Annotated in this window: 13 protein-coding genes; 9 read left to right on the forward strand and 4 right to left on the reverse strand. The window is 70.0% G+C overall.

Going from position 1 to position 18726, the window contains the following annotated elements; translation table 11 throughout:
* Positions 1–191: 191 nt before the first annotated feature.
* The 3 genes from ACFVBH_RS29870 (at position 192) to ACFVBH_RS29880 (ending at position 3233) form a co-directional block, all read left to right on the forward strand.
* On the forward strand, positions 192–893 hold the full coding sequence (locus ACFVBH_RS29870; protein ID WP_379006660.1) for a TetR/AcrR family transcriptional regulator: 702 nt from the start codon (positions 192–194) through the stop codon (positions 891–893).
* A 150-nt stretch (positions 894–1043) separates the two neighbouring features.
* A complete protein-coding gene (locus tag ACFVBH_RS29875; RefSeq protein ID WP_379006663.1) occupies positions 1044–2030 on the forward strand; it encodes a diiron oxygenase in 987 nt (328 codons plus the stop codon).
* Between the two features lie 84 nt (positions 2031–2114).
* On the forward strand, positions 2115–3233 hold the full coding sequence (locus ACFVBH_RS29880; RefSeq protein ID WP_379006950.1) for an acyl-CoA dehydrogenase family protein: 1119 nt from the start codon (positions 2115–2117) through the stop codon (positions 3231–3233).
* Positions 3234–3294: 61 nt separating this feature from the next.
* On the opposite strand, the gene ACFVBH_RS29885 is transcribed toward ACFVBH_RS29880, so the two are convergent.
* Positions 3295–4305 (reverse strand): PHP domain-containing protein, encoded by a 1011-nt coding sequence (locus ACFVBH_RS29885; protein WP_379006666.1) that lies wholly within the window; start codon positions 4303–4305, stop codon positions 3295–3297.
* 53 nt (positions 4306–4358) lie between these two features.
* On the opposite strand from ACFVBH_RS29885, the gene ACFVBH_RS29890 reads away from it, so the two are divergent.
* The gene (locus ACFVBH_RS29890; protein WP_379006669.1) at positions 4359–4991 is read left to right on the forward strand and encodes a TetR/AcrR family transcriptional regulator; all 633 of its coding nucleotides are present in this window, start codon (positions 4359–4361) and stop codon (positions 4989–4991) included.
* Positions 4992–5249: 258 nt separating this feature from the next.
* Positions 5250–7883 carry an AAA family ATPase gene (locus ACFVBH_RS29895; protein WP_379006672.1) on the forward strand — a complete coding sequence of 878 codons (2634 nt, stop codon included), beginning with the start codon at positions 5250–5252 and terminating at the stop codon, positions 7881–7883.
* A 409-nt stretch (positions 7884–8292) separates the two neighbouring features.
* Here the strand turns inward: ACFVBH_RS29895 and ACFVBH_RS29900 are convergent, their stop codons facing one another.
* Positions 8293–9597, reverse strand: coding sequence for a hypothetical protein (locus ACFVBH_RS29900; protein WP_379006675.1), 1305 nt, complete (start codon positions 9595–9597; stop codon positions 8293–8295).
* Between the two features lie 322 nt (positions 9598–9919).
* Here ACFVBH_RS29900 and ACFVBH_RS29905 point away from each other — a divergent pair, with 322 nt between their 5' ends.
* From ACFVBH_RS29905 to ACFVBH_RS29915, 3 genes are all read left to right on the forward strand, one after another.
* Positions 9920–10882 carry an amidohydrolase family protein gene (locus ACFVBH_RS29905; RefSeq protein WP_379006677.1) on the forward strand — a complete coding sequence of 321 codons (963 nt, stop codon included), beginning with the start codon at positions 9920–9922 and terminating at the stop codon, positions 10880–10882.
* Positions 10883–10991: 109 nt separating this feature from the next.
* Positions 10992–11681 (forward strand): alpha/beta hydrolase, encoded by a 690-nt coding sequence (locus ACFVBH_RS29910; RefSeq protein WP_379006681.1) that lies wholly within the window; start codon positions 10992–10994, stop codon positions 11679–11681.
* Positions 11682–11901: 220 nt separating this feature from the next.
* Positions 11902–14502 (forward strand): LuxR C-terminal-related transcriptional regulator, encoded by a 2601-nt coding sequence (locus ACFVBH_RS29915; RefSeq protein WP_379006683.1) that lies wholly within the window; start codon positions 11902–11904, stop codon positions 14500–14502.
* Between the two features lie 464 nt (positions 14503–14966).
* Here the strand turns inward: ACFVBH_RS29915 and ACFVBH_RS29920 are convergent, their stop codons facing one another.
* Positions 14967–15359: a hypothetical protein gene (locus tag ACFVBH_RS29920; RefSeq protein WP_379006685.1), complete on the reverse strand. Its 393-nt coding sequence runs from the start codon at positions 15357–15359 to the stop codon at positions 14967–14969.
* A gap of 267 nt (positions 15360–15626) precedes the next feature.
* Here ACFVBH_RS29920 and ACFVBH_RS29925 point away from each other — a divergent pair, with 267 nt between their 5' ends.
* Positions 15627–17033 carry a lipase family protein gene (locus tag ACFVBH_RS29925; RefSeq protein ID WP_354984490.1) on the forward strand — a complete coding sequence of 469 codons (1407 nt, stop codon included), beginning with the start codon at positions 15627–15629 and terminating at the stop codon, positions 17031–17033.
* A gap of 349 nt (positions 17034–17382) precedes the next feature.
* Here the strand turns inward: ACFVBH_RS29925 and ACFVBH_RS29930 are convergent, their stop codons facing one another.
* Positions 17383–18639 (reverse strand): glycosyltransferase, encoded by a 1257-nt coding sequence (locus ACFVBH_RS29930; RefSeq protein ID WP_379006689.1) that lies wholly within the window; start codon positions 18637–18639, stop codon positions 17383–17385.
* Between the last annotated feature and the right edge of the window lie 87 nt (positions 18640–18726).

Here is an 18726-nt window from a genome sequence, read left to right on the forward strand (position 1 = left end):
CGGCGGCCATCGGCACGACCGCGCCGCCGAACACGACGACACCTGCAACCGGGTCGCGCACAGCGATCTTCCCCGCTCGGGCCCGGACGGGACGGTCGGGGGCCGAGCGCCGAGATCGCGGCGACGTGGGCGACAACCACGCCGCCGACCGGGGGGCGGTACCGACGCGGCCGGGATGGGATGCTTGGCGGATGGTGTCGGAAAGCGCGGACGTTCCCGGTGGACGGTGGGGTGACCACAACCTGGAGCGCCGGCGCGCCATCATGGCGGCCCTGATCGCCCTCATCGAGGAGTCCGAGCCCGGGGCCGAGATTCCCCTGCAGCTCATCGCCGAACGAGCCGGGATCCGGCGGTCGGTGGTCTACCGGCACTTCACCGATCGCAAGGATCTGGACGCCAAGACCCGCGAGTTCGCGGTCGAATCGAATGTGGACCGACTACTGCCGACCCTGGACCTGTCGGACAGCCTGTACGACACCGTCTCCGGGATCGTCGGGCCGTATGTGGCGCTGGTGGAAGCGCATCCGCGCCTGCACGAGTGGGTCGAACACGGTCCCGGCAGCCATGACCCGGCCGGGCGCGCGGTGGTGACCGGCACGAAAGCCGCCATCGCGGAACGTGTTTCGACGCTGTTCAGCATGTCGATGGCGCTGCTCGACATCCAGGAGCCCGGGGTGGAGATCGCCGCCTTCGCCGTGGTGTCCATGGCGGACGGCGCGATCACGCGCTGGATGGGGACCACCCCCAGGGAGTATCCGGCGGCCGAGGTGACCCGGCTGCTCACCGATTCCATCTGCTACATGATCGACGGCCACGCCCGCGCGCACGGCGTCGAGATCGATCCGCACCTGCCGCTGCGCGAACTGCTGGACCGGACCACCACCGACGCCTGACCGGCCGCCGCGCGCTCGCGGCCGGCCGCACATTCTGTTCGCGACACGATGTCGCGATCACTCTTGTTCGACGCCACACGGCCGGGGTACGGTCGTGTCACGACGTGATCGCGACACCGTGTCACGTTCATTCGATCAGGAGTGCTGGGGATGAATTCCACGACGCAGACCGCAGCCGCGCAGTCCGACGCGCACTACACCGAGACACTGGCGACCCTGTCCTACGGGTCCGTGCACAAACGCTTCGACCCGTACCTCGACATCGACTGGGACCACCCGGATTTCGCGGTCCGAGACGATGACCCACGCTGGGTCATGCCCCCGGAGGACGCGCTCGGCGCGCACCCCTGGTACCGCGCGCTGCCGCTGGATCGGCAGATCGAGATCGGCATGTGGCGCCAGGCCAATATCGCCAAGGTCGGCCTGCAATTCGAGAACATCCTGATCCGCGGGCTCATGCAGTACGTGTTCTCGGTGCCCAACGGCTCACCCGAATTCCGCTACTGCACACACGAATCCATCGAAGAGTGCAACCACACCATGATGTTCCAGGAGGTGGTGAACCGGATCGGCATGGATACCCCGGGGATGCGGACCTGGGTGCGCTACGTCGGGCCGCTGGTCCCGTTCCTGGCCTCGATCTTTCCCGAGTGGTTCTTCGTCATGGTGCTGGCCGGGGAGGAGCCCATCGACCACGGGCAGAAGCTGCTGCTGCGCGCGGGCCGCGACACGCACCCGATGATCCAGCGGGTGATGGCGATCCACGTCGCCGAGGAGGCCCGGCACATCAGCTTCGCGCACAACTACCTGGAGAACGCGGTGCCGCGGATGGGGCGGATCCGCAAATTCGCGCTGTCCCTGCTGTTCGCGCCGACCATGCGCATCATCTGCGATCTCATCGCCGTGCCCACACGCAAGTTCCGCGAGGACTGCGACGTGCCGAAACACGTGGTGGACGAGATCTTCTGGAGCAGCCCGGAATCCCGGAAGAACCTGCGTGACTTCTTCGCCGACGTCCGCATGCTCGCCCACGGCCTCGGCCTGATGAATCCGGTCGCGCGGGTGCTGTGGAAGCTCTGCGGGATCGACGGCCCGGTCTCGCGCTACCGCAGCGAGCCCGCCCGTACCGCGCACTGAGCCGCGCCCGCACCACCTTTCGGCAACCGTCCTATCTCGAAGAAGAGAGTTCCGCACGTGACAACCCCCTACCGCTCCCGCTGGATGGACGATGACCTGGACGCGCTGCGCGACCTGGCGCGCTCGTTCTGCGAGAAGGAGATCGCCCCGCACATCGAGCGGTTCATCGACCAGCACCACGTGGATCGGGAACTGTGGCAGGTCGCGGGGTCGCTGGGTCTGCTGTGCATGTCGATTCCCGAGGAATACGGCGGCGGCGGTGGCACTTTCGCGCACGAGGCCGTGCTCATCGAGGAGCAGGCCCGCATCGGCGATTCCTCGTGGGGCGCGGCGCTGCACAGCGGCATCGTCGCGCACTACCTGCTCGCCTACGGCACCGAGGAGCAGAAACGGCATTGGCTGCCGCGGCTGGCCTCGGGCGAGGTGGTGGGCGCGATCGCCATGACCGAACCCGGTACCGGCTCCGACCTGCAGAACGTGAAGACGCGCGCGGTGCGCGACGGTGACGAGTACGTCGTGGACGGCGCGAAGACCTTCATCACCAACGGCGGCCAGGCCGATCTGATCATCGTCGTGGCCAAGACCGGCGGCGAAGGCGCACAGGGCATTTCGCTGATACTGGTCGAGGGCGACCGGCCCGGCTTCCGGCGCGGCCGGGTGCTGGACAAGATCGGCCAGCGCGGGCAGGACACCTCCGAGCTGTTCTTCGACGCGGTGCGGGTGCCCGCGGCCAACCTGCTGGGCACGGTCGAGGGCGAAGGCTTCATCCAGCTCATGCAGCAGCTGCCCCAGGAGCGGCTGATCATCGCGGTGGGTTCCACCGTCGCGGTGGAAACCGCACTGGCGCAGACCCTCACGTACACCAAGGCGCGAGAAGCGTTCGGCAAACCGGTGTTCGGCTTCCAGAACACCAAGTTCACCCTGGCCGAGGTGGCCACCGAGGCACGGATCATGCGCGTGTTCACCGACGACTGCGTGGAGCGTCATATTCGCGGTGAACTCGATATCCCCACGGTGGCCATGGCCAAGTGGTGGACCAGCGAACGGGCCATGGCCAACATCGACCAGTGCCTGCAACTGCACGGCGGATACGGCTACATGACCGAGTACCCGATCTCCCGGCTGTGGGTGGACAACCGGGTGCAGAAGATCTACGCGGGCACCAACGAGATCATGAAGGAGATCATCGCCCGCACGCTGTGAGCTCGCCGCCCGGCTGGCCGGAGGTGATGACGGGCGGGTCCACCGGCGGCGGCTGGGGACGCTAGCCGGCGCGAGTCAGCCTGCGGCTCAACTCTTCCCACGGCCAGGTGTTGATGACGCGGGCGGCGGGCACACCGTTGTCGGTGGCGCGCTGGGCGCCGTACCCGAGGAAGTCGAGCTGGCCGGGGGCGTGGGCGTCGCTGTCGATCGAGAAGTCGCAGCCCATCTCCAGGGCCTGGCGTAGCAGGCGGGACGGTGGATCGCGGCGCTCGGGGCGGGAATTGATCTCTACGGCCACACCGTGGTCGCGGCAGGCGGTGAAGACCTGGTCGGGGTCGAAGGCCGATTCGGGGCGGGTGCCGCGGGCGCCCTCGACCAGGCGGCCGGTGCAGTGGCCCAGGACGTGGGCCTGCCCGCCCGCTACCGCACGCACCATGCGCCTGGTCATGGCGTCGCGTTCCATGCGGAGTTTGGAGTGCACGCTCGCGACCACCACGTCGAGCCGGGACAGCAGGTCGGCGTCTTGATCGAGCGAGCCGTCGTCCAGGATGTCGACCTCGATGCCGGTGAGGATGCGCATCGGGGCGAAGCGTTCGCGCAGTTCGTCGATGACGTCGAGTTGCCGTCGCAGCCGGTCCGCGGACAGGCCGTTGGCGACCGTGAGGCGCGGCGAGTGATCGGTGAGGGCGCAGTACTCGTGGCCCAGAGCCTGTGCGGCGGACATCATCTCGTCGATCGGCGCCGAGCCGTCCGACCAATTGGAATGCAGGTGCAGGTCTCCTTTGAGGGCCGCGCGTAGCTCGCCGCCGCCCAGGTCCCCGGCCGTGGCCCGCAGCTCCACGAGCAGATCCGGGTCGCGGCCCGCCCACGCCTGGGCGATCACCGCTGCCGTCTTGGGCCCGATGCCGGGCAGGGACTGCCAGCCGCCGGATCGGCCCAGCGTCTCGCGCTGCGCGGGGTCGAGCCCTTCGACGATGTCGGCGGCCCGGCGATAGGCCATCACCCGCCGGGACTCCTCGCGGGCGCGATCCTTGTAGTAGGCGATCTCACGCAGTGCGGCGACCGGATCCATCACTCCAGTGTGCGCGCGGGCCCGGCGCGGCGGGCGGCGGCTACGGTTGTCGGGTGACGAGTTCGACTGTGCGTACCTACGGCGGGCTGGCCGTGGAGGATCGCCGGGCCCACCGACGGCGGCAATTCCTCGCCGCCGCGCTGGTGGTGTTCGGCGACGACGGTTACGCCAACAGCTCCATCGCGACTATCTGCCGGACCGCCGGCCTGGCCCGGGCGCAGCTGTACGAGCACTTCGACAATCGCGAGGACCTGCTGCTCGCGGTGTACGACATGATCCAGGACGACGCGCGGACCGCGCTGGTGACCGCGCTGTCCGAGACCGACGCGACCGGTATCGCGGCGCGGGCCCGGATCGCGGTCACCGCCTACGCCGAATCGCTCGGCCAGGATCCGCGCCGCGCGGCGATCTCGTTCGTGGAGATCATCGGGGTCAGCGCGCGCGTGGAACAGCACCGGGTGGATCAGCGCCGGATCTGGCTGCAGTTCGCCGAGGCCGAGTTGCGCTACACCTTCGGCGAGGATTACACGCCGCCGGGCGGATACGCCTCCGCGGCAATGGGATTCGTCGGCGCGCTGATGGCGCTGGTGCACAATTGGAGCGCCGCGCCGTCGCGGGCCGCACTCGACGACATCATCGAGACGCTGACCTGCTTCCTGACCGGACTGGCGCCCGCGCCGAGCTGACGGCCCGGCGACGCCCGCCGAAGCCCAGCCGGCAACGGCCGGGGTACTCGGCCCGCTGCGCCTCGGCGCATGCCCGAAGGTGAGACCGTGCAGTATCACAATTAGGACAACCCGGGGGCATTCGCGCCACCGGCCAGCTACCATCGGCGATTTGTTAGACGAATTCGTTCAACAAAATGGTCCGGGTGCGGCTCCGGGATACGCTCGACCACGAGCCTGCCCCGCATCGATCCTTCGTGAAGGGAGCATTCCTCTCCGATGCCGCAGCACAGCACGCCGCCGCACCTGTTCGGCCGCGACCGGGAACGCCGGGAACTGGACCGGCTGCTGGAACGGGCGCGAGCGGGCGCGGGTTCGGCGCTGCTACTCGTCGGCGAACCGGGTATCGGGAAGACCGCGCTGCTGCGCTACGCCGCCTCCCGGGCCACGGACTTCCGGGTCCTGGACTGCCGCGGGGTGCCCAGCGAGACCGAACTGGCCTTCGCCGGACTGCATCAGCTGCTGTGGCCGGTGCTCGACCGCATCGACGCGCTGCCGCCCGCGCAGGCCGCCGTGCTCCGGGGCGCGCTGGGGCTCGGCGGTCACACCGGGGACCGGCTGCTCATCGGCGTCGCGGTGCTGACCCTGCTCTCGGAGCTGTCCGCGGACCGCCCGGTGCTGGTCCTGATCGACGACCTCTACCTGCTCGACGAGCCGAGCCGGAACTGCCTGCGCTTCGTCTCGCGGCGGATCGCCGAGGAATCTGTTCTCATGCTGGTGGCCACGCACCCCGGCACCGCGAGCGAGACCGGTGAGCCGACGCCGAGCCTGGTGATCGAGGGGCTGGACGTCCACAGCTCCGAACAGCTGATCGCCGAACACCATCCGACGCTGAGCCCGGTGCGGAGCAGGCGACTGTTGCTGCTCACCGGCGGAAACCCGCTCGCGCTACTGGAATTGAGCCGCGATGCGGGTTCCGAACTCGGCCCCGCCGTCAATTCCCCGCTCGCGCTCGGCCCTCGGTTACGCGCCTCGTTCGACTCCCGCCTGCGCGCGCTGCCCGTCGCGGACCGCACCGTCGCCCTCGTCGCCGCCGCCGCGGACGGCGCGGACGCGCGCACGGTGCAGCAGGCGGCGGCGCTGCTCGGTGTGCCGGCCGAGAAATGGCCGAGCGCACTGGATTCCGACCTGCTGCACCTGTCCGACGGGCGAATCACCGTCGGGCACCCCCTGATTCGCGCGGCGGTCTACGAGAGCGCCGATCCGCTCGCGCGCCGGGCCGCGCACGTGGCCCTGGCCCGGGTGTACGCCGAGAGCGATCCGGACCGGCACGACTGGCATCTCGCGGCCACCGCGAGCGGACCGGACGAGTCCATCGCCGCCATGCTGGACATCGCGGCCGAACGCGCCGGAGCGCGCGGCGGCGCCCTGTCCGCGGCGAGGCTGCATCGCCGCGCCGCCGCGCTGTCCCCCGACACGACCGCCGCGGCACATCGCCTGGCCCGAGCCGCCCGCGCGGCCTGGGACGGCGGCGATATCGAGTCGGCGCGGGAACTGCTCGCCGCGGCCGACGACCGCGTGGGCGCGGCGGCGGTCGGGGCGGCCGCCGGTGGCCTGGCCGGTCTGCTGGAACTGGGGCTCGGCGATCCCGAACGCGCGCGGCACATGCTGCTGCGGGACGCCGGATCCACGGCGCCGCGCTTCGGCGCCGAACTGCGGCATCTGGCGCTGCGCGCATCCTGGGCGCTGCGGGATCCGCTCGATCCCGGTGCGCTGGACGAGATCGCCGCCCGCGACATCGCAGACGGCACGGACCTGCCGCCGTACCGGCTGCCGATCGCCGAGGTCGCCATCGCACTCGGCGTGGAAAGCCATGCGCTGCGGCAGTATTCGGATTGTATCGAGCGAATGCGCACCGAAGGTCCCGTCACCTGGCTCGGGTATTCGCTGTGCCAGCGCGCCATCCTGCTGTGCACGCTGGGCCGGTGGGACGATGCCATCGCCGACGCGTCCGAGGCGATCACGCTGGCCGCGGATTTCGGCGGCTTGCAAACGCCCGCATACGGTTACAGCACACTGGGTCTCATCACCGCGCTGCGCGGTGACACGGCCGCCGCGTTCGATCTGACCGAACGCTCCCTCGCCTTCTCGACGCCCCGCCGCTACTACCCCATCACCGCCGGAGCGTTCTTCGCGCGCGGGCTCGGTGCGGTGGGTGCGGGCCGCCCGGACGACGCCTTCGAGGCACTGGACCCGATCGCGACCCCCGGGCACTTCGCGCACCACCCCACCCTGGCGGTGCTGAGCGCGGCCGACGCCGCGGAGGCCGCCGTCCGAATCGGCCGATTCGACCGTGCCCGTGGCTATCTCGACCGGCTGATCGCGCACGCCGAGAGCAGCGGAGCCGCCTGGGCCACCGCGGACAGCCACCGGGTCCGCGCGCTGCTGGCCGGCGATGACGCGGCGGAGGAGCTGTTCGCGGCCGCACTGGCGGCAGCGCCCGCCGAACGCCCGCTGGCCCGCGCGCGCATCCAGCTGCAGTTCGGTGAATGGCTGCGGCGGGTGCGCCGCCGCCCCGAGGCCTTGGAACAACTGCGTCCGGCCCACAACGCTTTCCAGCGCCTGGGCGCGCATCCGTGGTCCGAGCGCGCCGGTCGCGAGATCATCATGGCCGGTGACCGCACCGGCTCGACGACGAACCCACAGGTCATCGAGGTACTGACCGCCCAGGAACTTCAGGTGGCCCGCCTGGCCGCCACCGGCCTGACCAACCGCGAGATCGCCGCCCGCCTGCTGATCAGCCCCCGCACGGTCGGAAACCACCTGTCCCACATCTTCGCCAAGCTCGGCCTGGCCGGTCGCGGCGATCTGGGCAACATCGATTTCGAGAACGGCTTCCGCCTGACGACCTGATTGGACGGCAGCGTAGTTGCTGCGGCGGAGCGCCCCCGTCCCGAACACGGCACGATCGCACACGGCGGAAGCGCTCCGCCCCAAGGCTTTCGCGTGGGCCGCTCCTCAGCGAGACGACAGCCGACTTCAACGAGTACTTCGGCGTTGTACCCGACCAGCTTCCGCACGGCGTGGCACCCGGGGCCGGCTGATTCCGCTGCGGCGGGTGCCCGTGCGGCGGTTGTTGCCGGCCGTCGCGCGGGGCGGGCCGGCCCCGATCGGGATCGGCTCATCACGCTGTTTGCGACTGCCGCGATGGTGCTGACCCCGCAATCGTCGGTGATCCCGCCGACATCGATGACGGCTGCGCGACTCCGGGCGGCACTGGTTTTCGACTCGCACCCGCAGCGCCCCTGCGGCGGCGGCTTCCTCAGTGCGTCGGAATCGGGCGCGAGTCGGCCCGAGCCGGGAGCTCGGGTTCGGACGTCGCCGACCGCAGCCGCCATACCGCCAGCGCGACCGCGCCGCAGCCGATCGCGACGACGACCGTGGTCCAGCCCGGAACCCAGGGGTCGGCGGGCGGGCCGTGGAACCACACCTTGGCCTCGCCGACGTGCCCGAAGCGGCGGCTGGTGATCACCGCGACCACCGAGGGCGCGACCAGCGTCATCAGGGCCAGCGCGGACGTGGACAGTTCGCGCGGCACGATCGTCCCGAAGCAGTAGCCGCCGATCGCGGCCGTCACGGCGGCCCCCGCGACGGTGAGCGACTCGGCGCGCACCGTGTTGTTGAGCACGGCTTCGAAGACGGCGAGCGACACCGTGGCCGGCACGGCGAGCACCGGGCGCGGATATCGAGCCCCCGCGGCCAGGCCGACGGCCACCGCCACCACCAGCACCGGCGCGGCCCAGCCCGGACTCGGCCCGGTCCCGACCACGCCGCCCGCCACCGCGAACGTCACCGCCATGGCGACGAGCACGCCGTCGCGCGCGGGCAGCAGCAGGGCGGCCAGCAGTGTCGCGAGCACCACGAGCGCGCTCCCGGCGACCACCCGGAAGACCCAGTTGTCCTGTTCGGCAAGTACTTCGGTGCGGATCAGGGACGCCGACACCAGCACCAGCACCGCCGCCACCGGGCGCAGCGGGATCTCCTCGACCGGCACCGCCGCGTCATAGCGGTGCCGCCACAGACCCCAGCCGAGCAGCCCCAGCGCGATCACGAGGAGCACCAGGGAGGGCGGGTCGACCAGGGCCCACCGCACGAGGGGGTGCAGGTGCTCGCGATCGGCCGACGGCGTGACGCGGTTGCCGATGATGATGCCGGACAGCGCGCCGAGCAGCAGTCCCGCCCGGGCGAGGCTACGCCGGCCCGCGAGCGCGGTCAGCGCGCCCAGCAGGGCGCCGCCGACGATGGCGTCGACGTAGCCGAAGGTCGCCAGTTCGTGGGTCAGCCCGCGGGCCACCACGTGGCTGAGCGAGAGCAGCGCTCCGAATCCGACGGCGGTCAGCCACACCATGCGCATCGTCGCCGCCGCACACAGCACCGCGACGACCACCGCCGCCAGCGCCGCGGTGGCGGTGGCCCGCGGGACGTTGAAGATGAGCATCTGCAATTCCACGACCGAACCCTTTGCTGCCCAAGGGAAGTCGATCGGCACGGTGACCGCGAGACCCGCGACCGCCGCCGCGACGCACAGGGTCGCGACTTCCAGCCGATACCGCGCACCACTGCCCATCGCGCACTTCCTTCCGAACCGCCCCGGTCACTCCCGCCGGGTTCGATCGCACGCTACGAGCCCGCACGACGCCCGGCCTCACGCGATCCGGGTGAACAGCGCACCGTGTGACGGCCCGCACACCCGGAGTACGCTTTCTTCCGGTTGTCCGGTTCACCAGGCGCTTTGTCCGGTTCACCACGTGCCGATCGGGTCGCTTCACCCGCAATGGGTGGGGTCCGGCGGACGCGGCGCTCCTAGCGTGAAGGCGAATCGATCGGAGCACCGCTCGGATACCCGTGTAGCCCCGCAGGACCGGTCCGGAAACGGAACAGGAGGATCCATGCGAATCGATGTACACGCGCACTACTGGACCGACGACTATCTCGACCTCCTGGTCGGACTCGGCAAAACCGACACCGCTACCCAGCGCGGAATGGGCGCGGGCCGCGGCGCGGAACTCGCGACCAGACTCCGGCTGATGGATCGCGCCGGGGTCGATATGCAGGTGCTGTCCAGCGCACCGCAGAACCCCTACGGCGAGGATCGGGTAAAGGCCGTCGCCGCAGCGCGTTTCGTGAACGACCAGTACGCCGGCGTGGTCGCCGCGTATCCGGATCGGTTCATGGCCTTCGCCTCCGCGCCACTACCGCACATCGACGCAGCCATCGCCGAAATACGCCGGGCGCTGGACGATCTGGGCATGGTCGGGGTGGCGCTGAACACCACCGTGCTCGGTCGCGCGCTGGTGGATCCCGAATTCGCCCCGGTGTTCTCCGAACTCGACCGGCGCGGCGCGGTGCTGTACCTGCATCCGGCGGGGAACAGCGCCTGCTCGCCGCTGATCGCCGACTATCACCTGACCTGGATGGCCGGCGCGCCGATCGAGGACACGATCAGCGTCATGCAGTTGATCACCAACGGTTTTCCGCTGCGCTATCCCAACATCCGGATCATCAATTCCCATCTGGGCGGTGCGCTGCCCATGCTGTTGCAGCGCGCGGACAACCAGTACCCGTGGGAGGCGCCGCAGACGCCCGAAGCGCCGAGCGTGATCGCCCGCATGATGTGGTACGACACCGTGGGGCACGGTCATCTGCCCGCGCTGCGGGCGGCCATCGACTCCTTCGGAGCGGATCGGCTCCTGCTGGGCACCGATTTCCCCTACGAGGCCGACAAGATCTTCGTTCGCGCGATCGACTACATCTCCGATCCGAGCATCGCGCCCGAGGAGTCGGCCGCGATCCTGGAAACCAACGCCGAGCGATTGTTCGGACTCGTGCACGCCGCGAGTCGCACCGCGTGATCTCCACGGCCGGCCCGCGCGGCCGGCGCGCCCGGGTGCTCCCGGTCGCATTCGTTTCGAGCAGGCACGACATCAGCAGGCACGACATCAATGGAGAGGTAGACCCGTAATGGCAAAGCCGGCAATCGTTCTCGTCCACGGATTCTGGGGCGGCGCCGCCCACTGGGCCAATGTCATCGTCGAACTGAAGCAGCGCGGCTACACCGATCTGCACGCCGTGGAGAACCCCCTGACCTCGCTCGCCGACGACGCCGAGCGCACCCGCAAGATGGTTGCCCAGATCGACGGGCCGGTGTTGCTGGTCGGTCACTCGTACGGCGGCGCGGTCATCACCGAGGCCGGTGACCTGCCGAACGTGGTGGGCCTGGTCTACATCGCGGCCTTCGCCCCGGACGCGGGCGAGAGCCCGGGACAGATCACCCAGGAGCAGCCGCCCGCCGCCGCGCCGAACCTGGCCCCCGATTCCGACGGCTACCTCTGGGTCCGGCAGGACAAATTCCAGGAGAGCTTCTGCCAGGACCTGTCCGATGACGACGCGCTGGTCATGGCGGTGACCCAGAAGGCGCCGCTGGCCTCCACCTTCGGCGATACCGTCACCGCGCCGGCCTGGAAGGTCAAGCCCAGCTGGTACCAGGTGTCTACCGAGGATCGAATGATCCACCCGGACAACGAGCGTCGTATGGCGGCGCGGATCGAGCCGCGCAAGACCATCGAACTGGCCGCGAGCCACGCGTCGCTGGCCTCGCAGCCCAAGGCCGTGGCCGATCTGATCGACGAGGCCGCCGCCGAGCTCGGCTGAGCCCGGCCCGGCTCGCGGGCGCGGCGTCCTCCACACCGCCGGGGATACCGCGCCCGCGAGCGTCGGCACCGCCCGCGAACGCGTGTGAGGAAGACCATCGAACGCTTGACCAGCTCTTATTTGCGGTAGAGTCGCTGGCGGCGGTTGTGATGTGTCTGCACTCGAACCGGAGGTTTCGGTGACCACCTCACAACGAACAACTTCTTGTCCGCGATCGGCGATGGAGCGCTACGCGCCCTACCGGCCGCCCACGCTCGACTGCGATCCGCTCCCCCGTGCCGAACTCTTCGACCGCATGGTCGCCCCGGATCCGGAACGCGGGGCGCCGGTGATCGTGCTGAACGCACCGGCCGGCACGGGTAAGACCGTACTGCTGCTGGATTGGCTCGAACGCCGACTGCGAACGCGCTCACCCCGGACCACCATCGCCTGGCTCACCATCACCGAATCCTTCGACCGGGATCGCACCCGCTGGCCCGTGGTCACCGGCGCGCTGTGCGAAGCACTGGGCATAGCTCCGACCCCGACCGGCAGCACGTTCGCCGCGCACGTCATCGACGCACTCGCAGATCGGGAGACCCCGGCCGTGTTGGTTGTCGACGACGCGCACCTCATCACCGACTCCTTCGTGCTGGCCGCCGTGCAGTATCTGATCCGGCACGCACCGCCCGCACTGACCATCGTGCTGTCCGGCCGCTACGAGCCGCCGCTGCGCTGGCACGCCCTCGGGGCAGAGGGGCGCGTGGTGCGGATTCGCAAATGGGATCTGGCCCTGGCCGAAGCCGAAGTGGCAGAACTGTTCACCCGGCACGGGTGCACCCTGGACGCACCCGGGCTGGCCACCGTCATGGCCCTCACTCAGGGCTGGCCCGCGCTGGTACGGATCGCGGCGCTGGTGGTGTCGGGCAGTGCGCAGGACCGTGCCGCCGCGCTGGCGGTGCTGGCGCGCCCCGCACCCGCCATGGTGGATTTCGTGGTCGGCGAACTGCTGCGACCACTGCCCGCGGACCTGGTCGAATTTCTGGTCCGGACAAGCGTTCCGGAGCGCTTCACCGAGGCGCTCGCGGACCGGCTGCAGGACACACCCGCGCATGAGGCGTTGGATGAACTGCAGCGCAAGGGTTTTCCCTTCACCCGGCAATCGGAGCACGGCGAGCTGTGGTTCACCTACCACCCCATGGTGCGGGCGTACCTGCTCACCGAGGCTCGCGCACGCGGTGACGTGGCCCTGGCGCGGCTCCGCCTGGACAGCGCCGACTGGCTCATCCGGGCGGGGCAGCCGGCCGCGGCGCTACCGCACCTGGTGGCCCTGCCCGATCCGGAGCCACTGCGAAAGTTCATCCGGGACAACGGTCTCGGACTCGTTTTCGATGGCGATGGGCCGCGGCTGCTCGCCGAGCTGGACCGCGCCGGATCCGTGATCTCCGACGATCCCTTCGTGTGGCGATTGCGCGCCATCGACGCGATGGGACGCGGCGAGCACCGTGAAGCGCTCGCCTATCTCGATTTGATTCGCAGCCAGCCGATGTCGATACCGTCCCTGGCGCCGGCGTCCTGGCTCGACGCCCTGGGCCACGCACTGCGTATCGACGCCGTCCTCAGTTCCGGTGCGAGCCCGGACGACCTGGACGCGCACACCGACCTGCCCGCGACCGGCAATCTCGATATCGACTGCTATCTCGCGATCCAGGCCGCCGGGGCCATGCTGTTGTCCGGCCGGATGGACCGGGGCGAAGCACTGCTGCGGTCCGGCATCACCCTGGCCGAGCACACCGGACGGCAGCGGCTGGTCATGCGGGCACTGTCCCGATTGACGGTGGCGTCCATCTACTCGGGCGCGATCACCATCGCCCGCGCCCGCGCCCAGCACGCGATCGACTTCGCGGTACGGCACGAATTGCACGATGTCGCCGATACGCAGCATATGCGCCTGGTCATCGCGCTGGCCCGGTACGTCCAGGGCGAGAAGTTCGATGAGCAGGCGATCTACGACATCGTGACGCACTTTCTCGAGTCCGAGAGTTCCGGAATGCCCGGCACCGGCCCGGCCACCCTGGCCTCGTGCCGCTTCCTGCTCAGCCGGATAGAACCGGACAAATACACCGCCGTCCATCAGGCGCGCACGAGCCTGCTCCGGCTCCTGGAATCCACTCCGCTGCCACCGGGCAATCAGGGTGTGCAGTTGCCGGGCGTGGTGCGTTCCCTGCTGAAACTTCGTGAGCCGCGCACGGCGCGGGAACTCACCGATCGGGCGCACGCGGCGCTGGGCGATACCCCGGAAGTGGTTCTGGCGCAGGCCATGCTGGCCGATGCGGCACACAAGCCGCGCTCGGCGCGCGCACTGCTCGAACCCCTGCTGCGGGGGGCCGAACGGATGTATCCGGTGACGGAACTGTCGGTGTGGCTGCGCTACGCGAGCGTGCTGCACCAGCTCGAGATGCCGGCCAAGGCCGCCACCGCGCTGGAAGCGGCACTGCGGCTCTCGGCCGCGGACGGGCTGGTCTCGCCGTGGATCGATGTGCCCGAGGCGATCGAGCTCCTCGATATCTACGCCGGGCGCTTCGGCCGCCTCGACGAGTACGCCGAAGGGCTGCGCCATCATCCGGCGGCGGTGCGCGACGGCACGCTGCCGCCACTGACCGAATCGGAAACCATTGTGCTGAAGCAGCTTCCGTCCGGGCGGACCACCGGGCAGATCGCGACGGACCTCGGGGTTTCCATCAATACCATCAAGACTCATCTGCGCGGGATCTACACCAAACTCGAAGCCAATACGCGGGTCAACGCCGTGGAGCGGGCCCGCCTGACCGGTCTGCTGTAGCGGTTCGCGGACGAGACGGGCCGCCTCCGGCGGCGGTTGTGCTGGAAGGGGTGGAGTGCGGCCCTTCTCGTCCGGGAACGCCGGACGATCTGCGGGGGATCGACCGACTCCGCCATGGTCCCCCGCCCCGGGCCGACGCCGCCAGGGCACTACCCATAGGGCTACCCATACCCGGCGGAACCCCCGCCCCGTTGACGCGAGGCGCTCCGGATGCCACGAAGCGCCTCGCGTCGACGGGTCATGAACCGGCCGGATTGCGCCAAATCACCATTGATTCCATCGTCCACCCGGCCGGGAAGCAGGTCGCGCGCCGATGCGGCGCGCCTGCGCGAAAGTGGGAGGTCGCCGGGAATCGGGCGAATTCGGGGGCGACCTCCCGGCTTCCAGCCTGCCGGATGGCGTGCCGCCCGCCCAGGGCCGAAGACGCCACGTTCGTACGAACACGCCACGAATGCCGGAAAAGCTCAGTTGCGCATGGCCCAGCGGCGCAGGGCGCGCCGCAGGGAGGCGGGATCGGCGTAGCCGAGCAGGGCGGCCTGCTCGTCCCGGGTGAGCGCCGACCCGGCGCTCGCCAGCAGCCGCCGGTGCCGGGCACGTTCGAGTTCGCGACGCCAGGTGGTGCCCTCGTCCGCCAGCCGGCGCTGCAGTGTGCGCGGGCTGACCGCGAACCGCCGCGCCACCGCTTCCAGGCCCGGAGCGCCCGCGGCCAGCGCGGCGTCCACTTCGTGCTCCAGCCGGTCGGTCCATCGAATGGAGCGGACCGGCTGCCCGGGCGGTGCGATATCGGAATCGGTGCTCCCGTCCGCCTTTCGCCCGGCCGGGAAACACGCCCCGGGGGCGTGGAAAACGGTGTTCATGTGTCCTTACCCCGCCGCGGCACAAGTATGACCGGCGCACACCGGAATTCTGCGGGTGAGTATCGAATTACGTTTCCGCGCAATAGCTCTCGAGTTGGACCGAGTATCGCGTATACGCGCGCGAATAGCGTCGCCCGCGGTGAGCCCAGCCACATCGGGGTGATTCAACCCCGGCGACATCGCTTATTGCGGTCCGGGTCACAGGGATGGCATAGTGGGCGCAATTCTGAGACCGAGAAGTCTCACAGTCCGTGAAGGAATGTACCCATGAAGACCAGGGACAGGTTCAGCCGGTTGGCGCGGTTGGCGGTGGTCCCCATCTCCGCGCTGGTCGCGGTGATGGCGATGACCGTGCCGGCCGCGGCCGAGCCGGACGCACCGGCAACGCCGCCGATCGAACCCGTGAAGATGATCCCGCTGCCGCCCGAACTCGATCCGGGGTTCTACCGCCCCGCGCCCGAGATCGTGGCCGCCACCGCGCCCGGTGGGATCATCGCCGCCCGCCAGGTGAATCTCGCCAATTTCGGGCTCATCCCGCTCAACGTGGACGCCTGGCAGGTGTCCTACCGGTCCAATGACAGCCGGGACGACGCCATCGCGGCGGTCGCCACCCTGATCAAGCCGCGGGGCACCTCGCCGACCCCGCGGAAATTGCTCTCGGTGCAGATCGCCGAGGATTCCACCCAGGGCTACTGCAGCCCGTCGTACGCGCTGCAGCACCTGTCACCCTCGACCTTCCTGGGGCAGATCGTCGCGCCCGCCGAATTCCTCTTCGCGCAGGCCGCGCTGCAGCAGGGCATGGCCGTGGTGATCCCCGATCACCAGGGTCCGAATTCCGCGTACGCCGCGGGCCCGCTCGGCGGCCGCATCACCCTGGACGGCGTGCGCGCCGCGACCTCGTTCGCGCCGCTGGAGGCCGGACCGGGCGCGCCGACGGCGCTGTACGGCTACTCCGGCGGGTCCATGCCGACCATGCACGCCGCCGAGATGCGCAAAACCTATGCGCCCGAACTGAATATCGTCGGCGCGGCCTCCGGCGGCACCGGCGCGGATCTGGGCGCGGCGCTGAACATGGCCAACAACCAGGCCACCGCGGGCCTGGTCTTCGGCGCGGTGCTCGGCCTGTCGCGCGAGTACCCGGAGTTCAAGGCACTGCTGGACACCAAGCTCAACCCCGTCGGGCAGGTGCTCAGCGCGATCAAGGCCCCGCTGTGCGTGCAGTACCAGACCGCGCTGCTGCCGTTCCTGAACATCTACGGCCTGATCAACAGCCCGGATCCGTTCGCCGAGCCCGCGGTGCAGAAGGTGCTCGCCGATACCAAGCTGGGTACCACGCTGCCGGACGTGCCGCTGTACATGTGGCATTCGCAGTGGGACGAGATCCTGCCGCTGTCCTCGGCCAACCAGCTGGTCGACACCTACTGCGCCGATCCGTCCGCCCGGGTGACCTACACCCGCGACTGGGCGAGCGAGCACGTGGTGGCCGAGGTCGTCGGCGGCCCGGCCGCGCTCATGTGGCTGTTCGACCGGCTCGACGGCAAGCCGGCGCCGACCGGCTGCTCCACCACCGACATGCCGTCCATGCTCGGCACCCCGGGTGAGCTGGAAATGCTCGGCCACACCCTGGGCGAGACCCTGGCGTCCTTCTTCGGAAAGCCCATCGGCGCGGCCTGATTCGGCCCCCGGCGATGCGACGAGCGCCGGCACGACACCTTCCGCGAGTGTCGTGCCGGCGTTCTGCTGTCCGGCGGAAGCCGGTCGGCGTCCCCGCTCGATGAGGACGAGCCGGAACGAGTTGCCCAGCGCGGGACACCCGAGGGCGCGTGCAGTTCCGCGACCCCGCAACGCAACCCGTTGCCGCTCTCCGAATCACGTCCGGAGCAGCCGCCGGGCGGCGAGGCAACGGCGCCTCGAGTTCTACGACCCCGCACCGAAATCTGCTGCCGCTCTGCGAATCACAGCCGGGTGCAGCAGATGACACCTGCGACTGGGGGCAGAACCCGGGCCCCGGATACGCCCAACGTCAGTGCGCGGTCGCCGGTTCGGCGCGGGCGAGCAGTTCCTCGATGACCCGGAGCGTCTCCCCCGCGCCGTCTTCGGCGGTTATGCGGGCGGCGACCTGGACGGCGTTGGCGCGCAACACGGTATCGGTCACGGCCCGGGTGATCGCGTCGGTGAGCCGGGGCGCGGTCAGCTCGGACTCGGGGATCAGGTCGGCGGTCACGCCGAGCAGTGCGGTGCGGTGCGCCCAGAACCGCTGTTCGGGGATCTTCGGTACCGCGACGGTCGGGATGCCGGCGCGCAGCGCGGCGGCGCAGGTGCCCGCGCCGCAGTGGTGCACGGCCGCTGCCAACTGGGGAAAGAGCCAGTCGTAGGGGATCTCACCGATGTTCAGCACATCCTCATCGGTGACGCCCAGCCCGGACCAGCCCGCCTGAACCAGGCCGCGCACCCCGGCCGCCCGCAGCGCGATGCGCACCATCGCGCCCAGTTCGGCGGTGTGCTCCGGGGAGTTCATGTTGCTGCCGAAGCTCACCAGCACCGGGGGCGGGCCCGCCGCCAGGAATTCCACCAGCGCCGCGGGCGGCTCGAAATCGGCGGGCCGGGCGGGCCACCAGAAACCCATCACCTCGAGTCCGGGCCGCCAATCCGCCGGCCGGGGCACCAGGGTGGGTGAGAACCCGTGCAGGATCGGCCATTCGGCCGCGGTGCGCCGACGGCGCAGCGTGCGCGCCGAGACCCGGGGCAGCCCGAGTTCCCGCCGGAACCCGGCGATGACCGGGCGGTAGTACCGATCCACCACCCACGCTCCGGCGTCGGCGAACAGCCGATTGCCCAATCGGCCGCGCGACCAGGCGCCGGTGAAGGACGGCGGGAAGTCGCCGGTGGCCGACATGTGCTGCAAACGCACACCCGCGGTGGGGATTCCGCGCGCCTGCGCGAACGGATGCCCCGCGAACTCGGCGTACGGCGAGAGCAGCAGCAGGTCGACGGGCTCGTTCCGCAGCGCCGCGATCAGCCCTTCGCCGATCACGCGGAAGCCGAGCCGAGTGTTGAACTCCTTGGTGATCCGGTCCTGAATCTCCGCCTCGGTCCCCTCGAACCCGAAGTTCAGACCCAGTTCGATGAAGCGCAGTCCACACCCGGAAATCATTGCCGCATAGGGCTCGTGGGCGGCGATGGCCACCTCGTGCCCCGCGTCGCGCAGCCGCAGGCCGAGCCCGGTCAACGGCGCGACATCCCCCCGCGTACCGATCGCGACGATCACTATCCGGCTCATCGTTCCCCCGCTTCCGTGAATGCCGAGGTCGCGGTGGGCTGCGCCGGAATCGCCGAGGTCTCAACGGACTGAGATGGAACCGCCACA

Origin of the sequence: Nocardia sp. NPDC057668, assembly GCF_042799795.1 — a bacterium.
In the GTDB taxonomy this organism is placed as follows: Bacteria; Actinomycetota; Actinomycetes; order Mycobacteriales; family Mycobacteriaceae; genus Nocardia.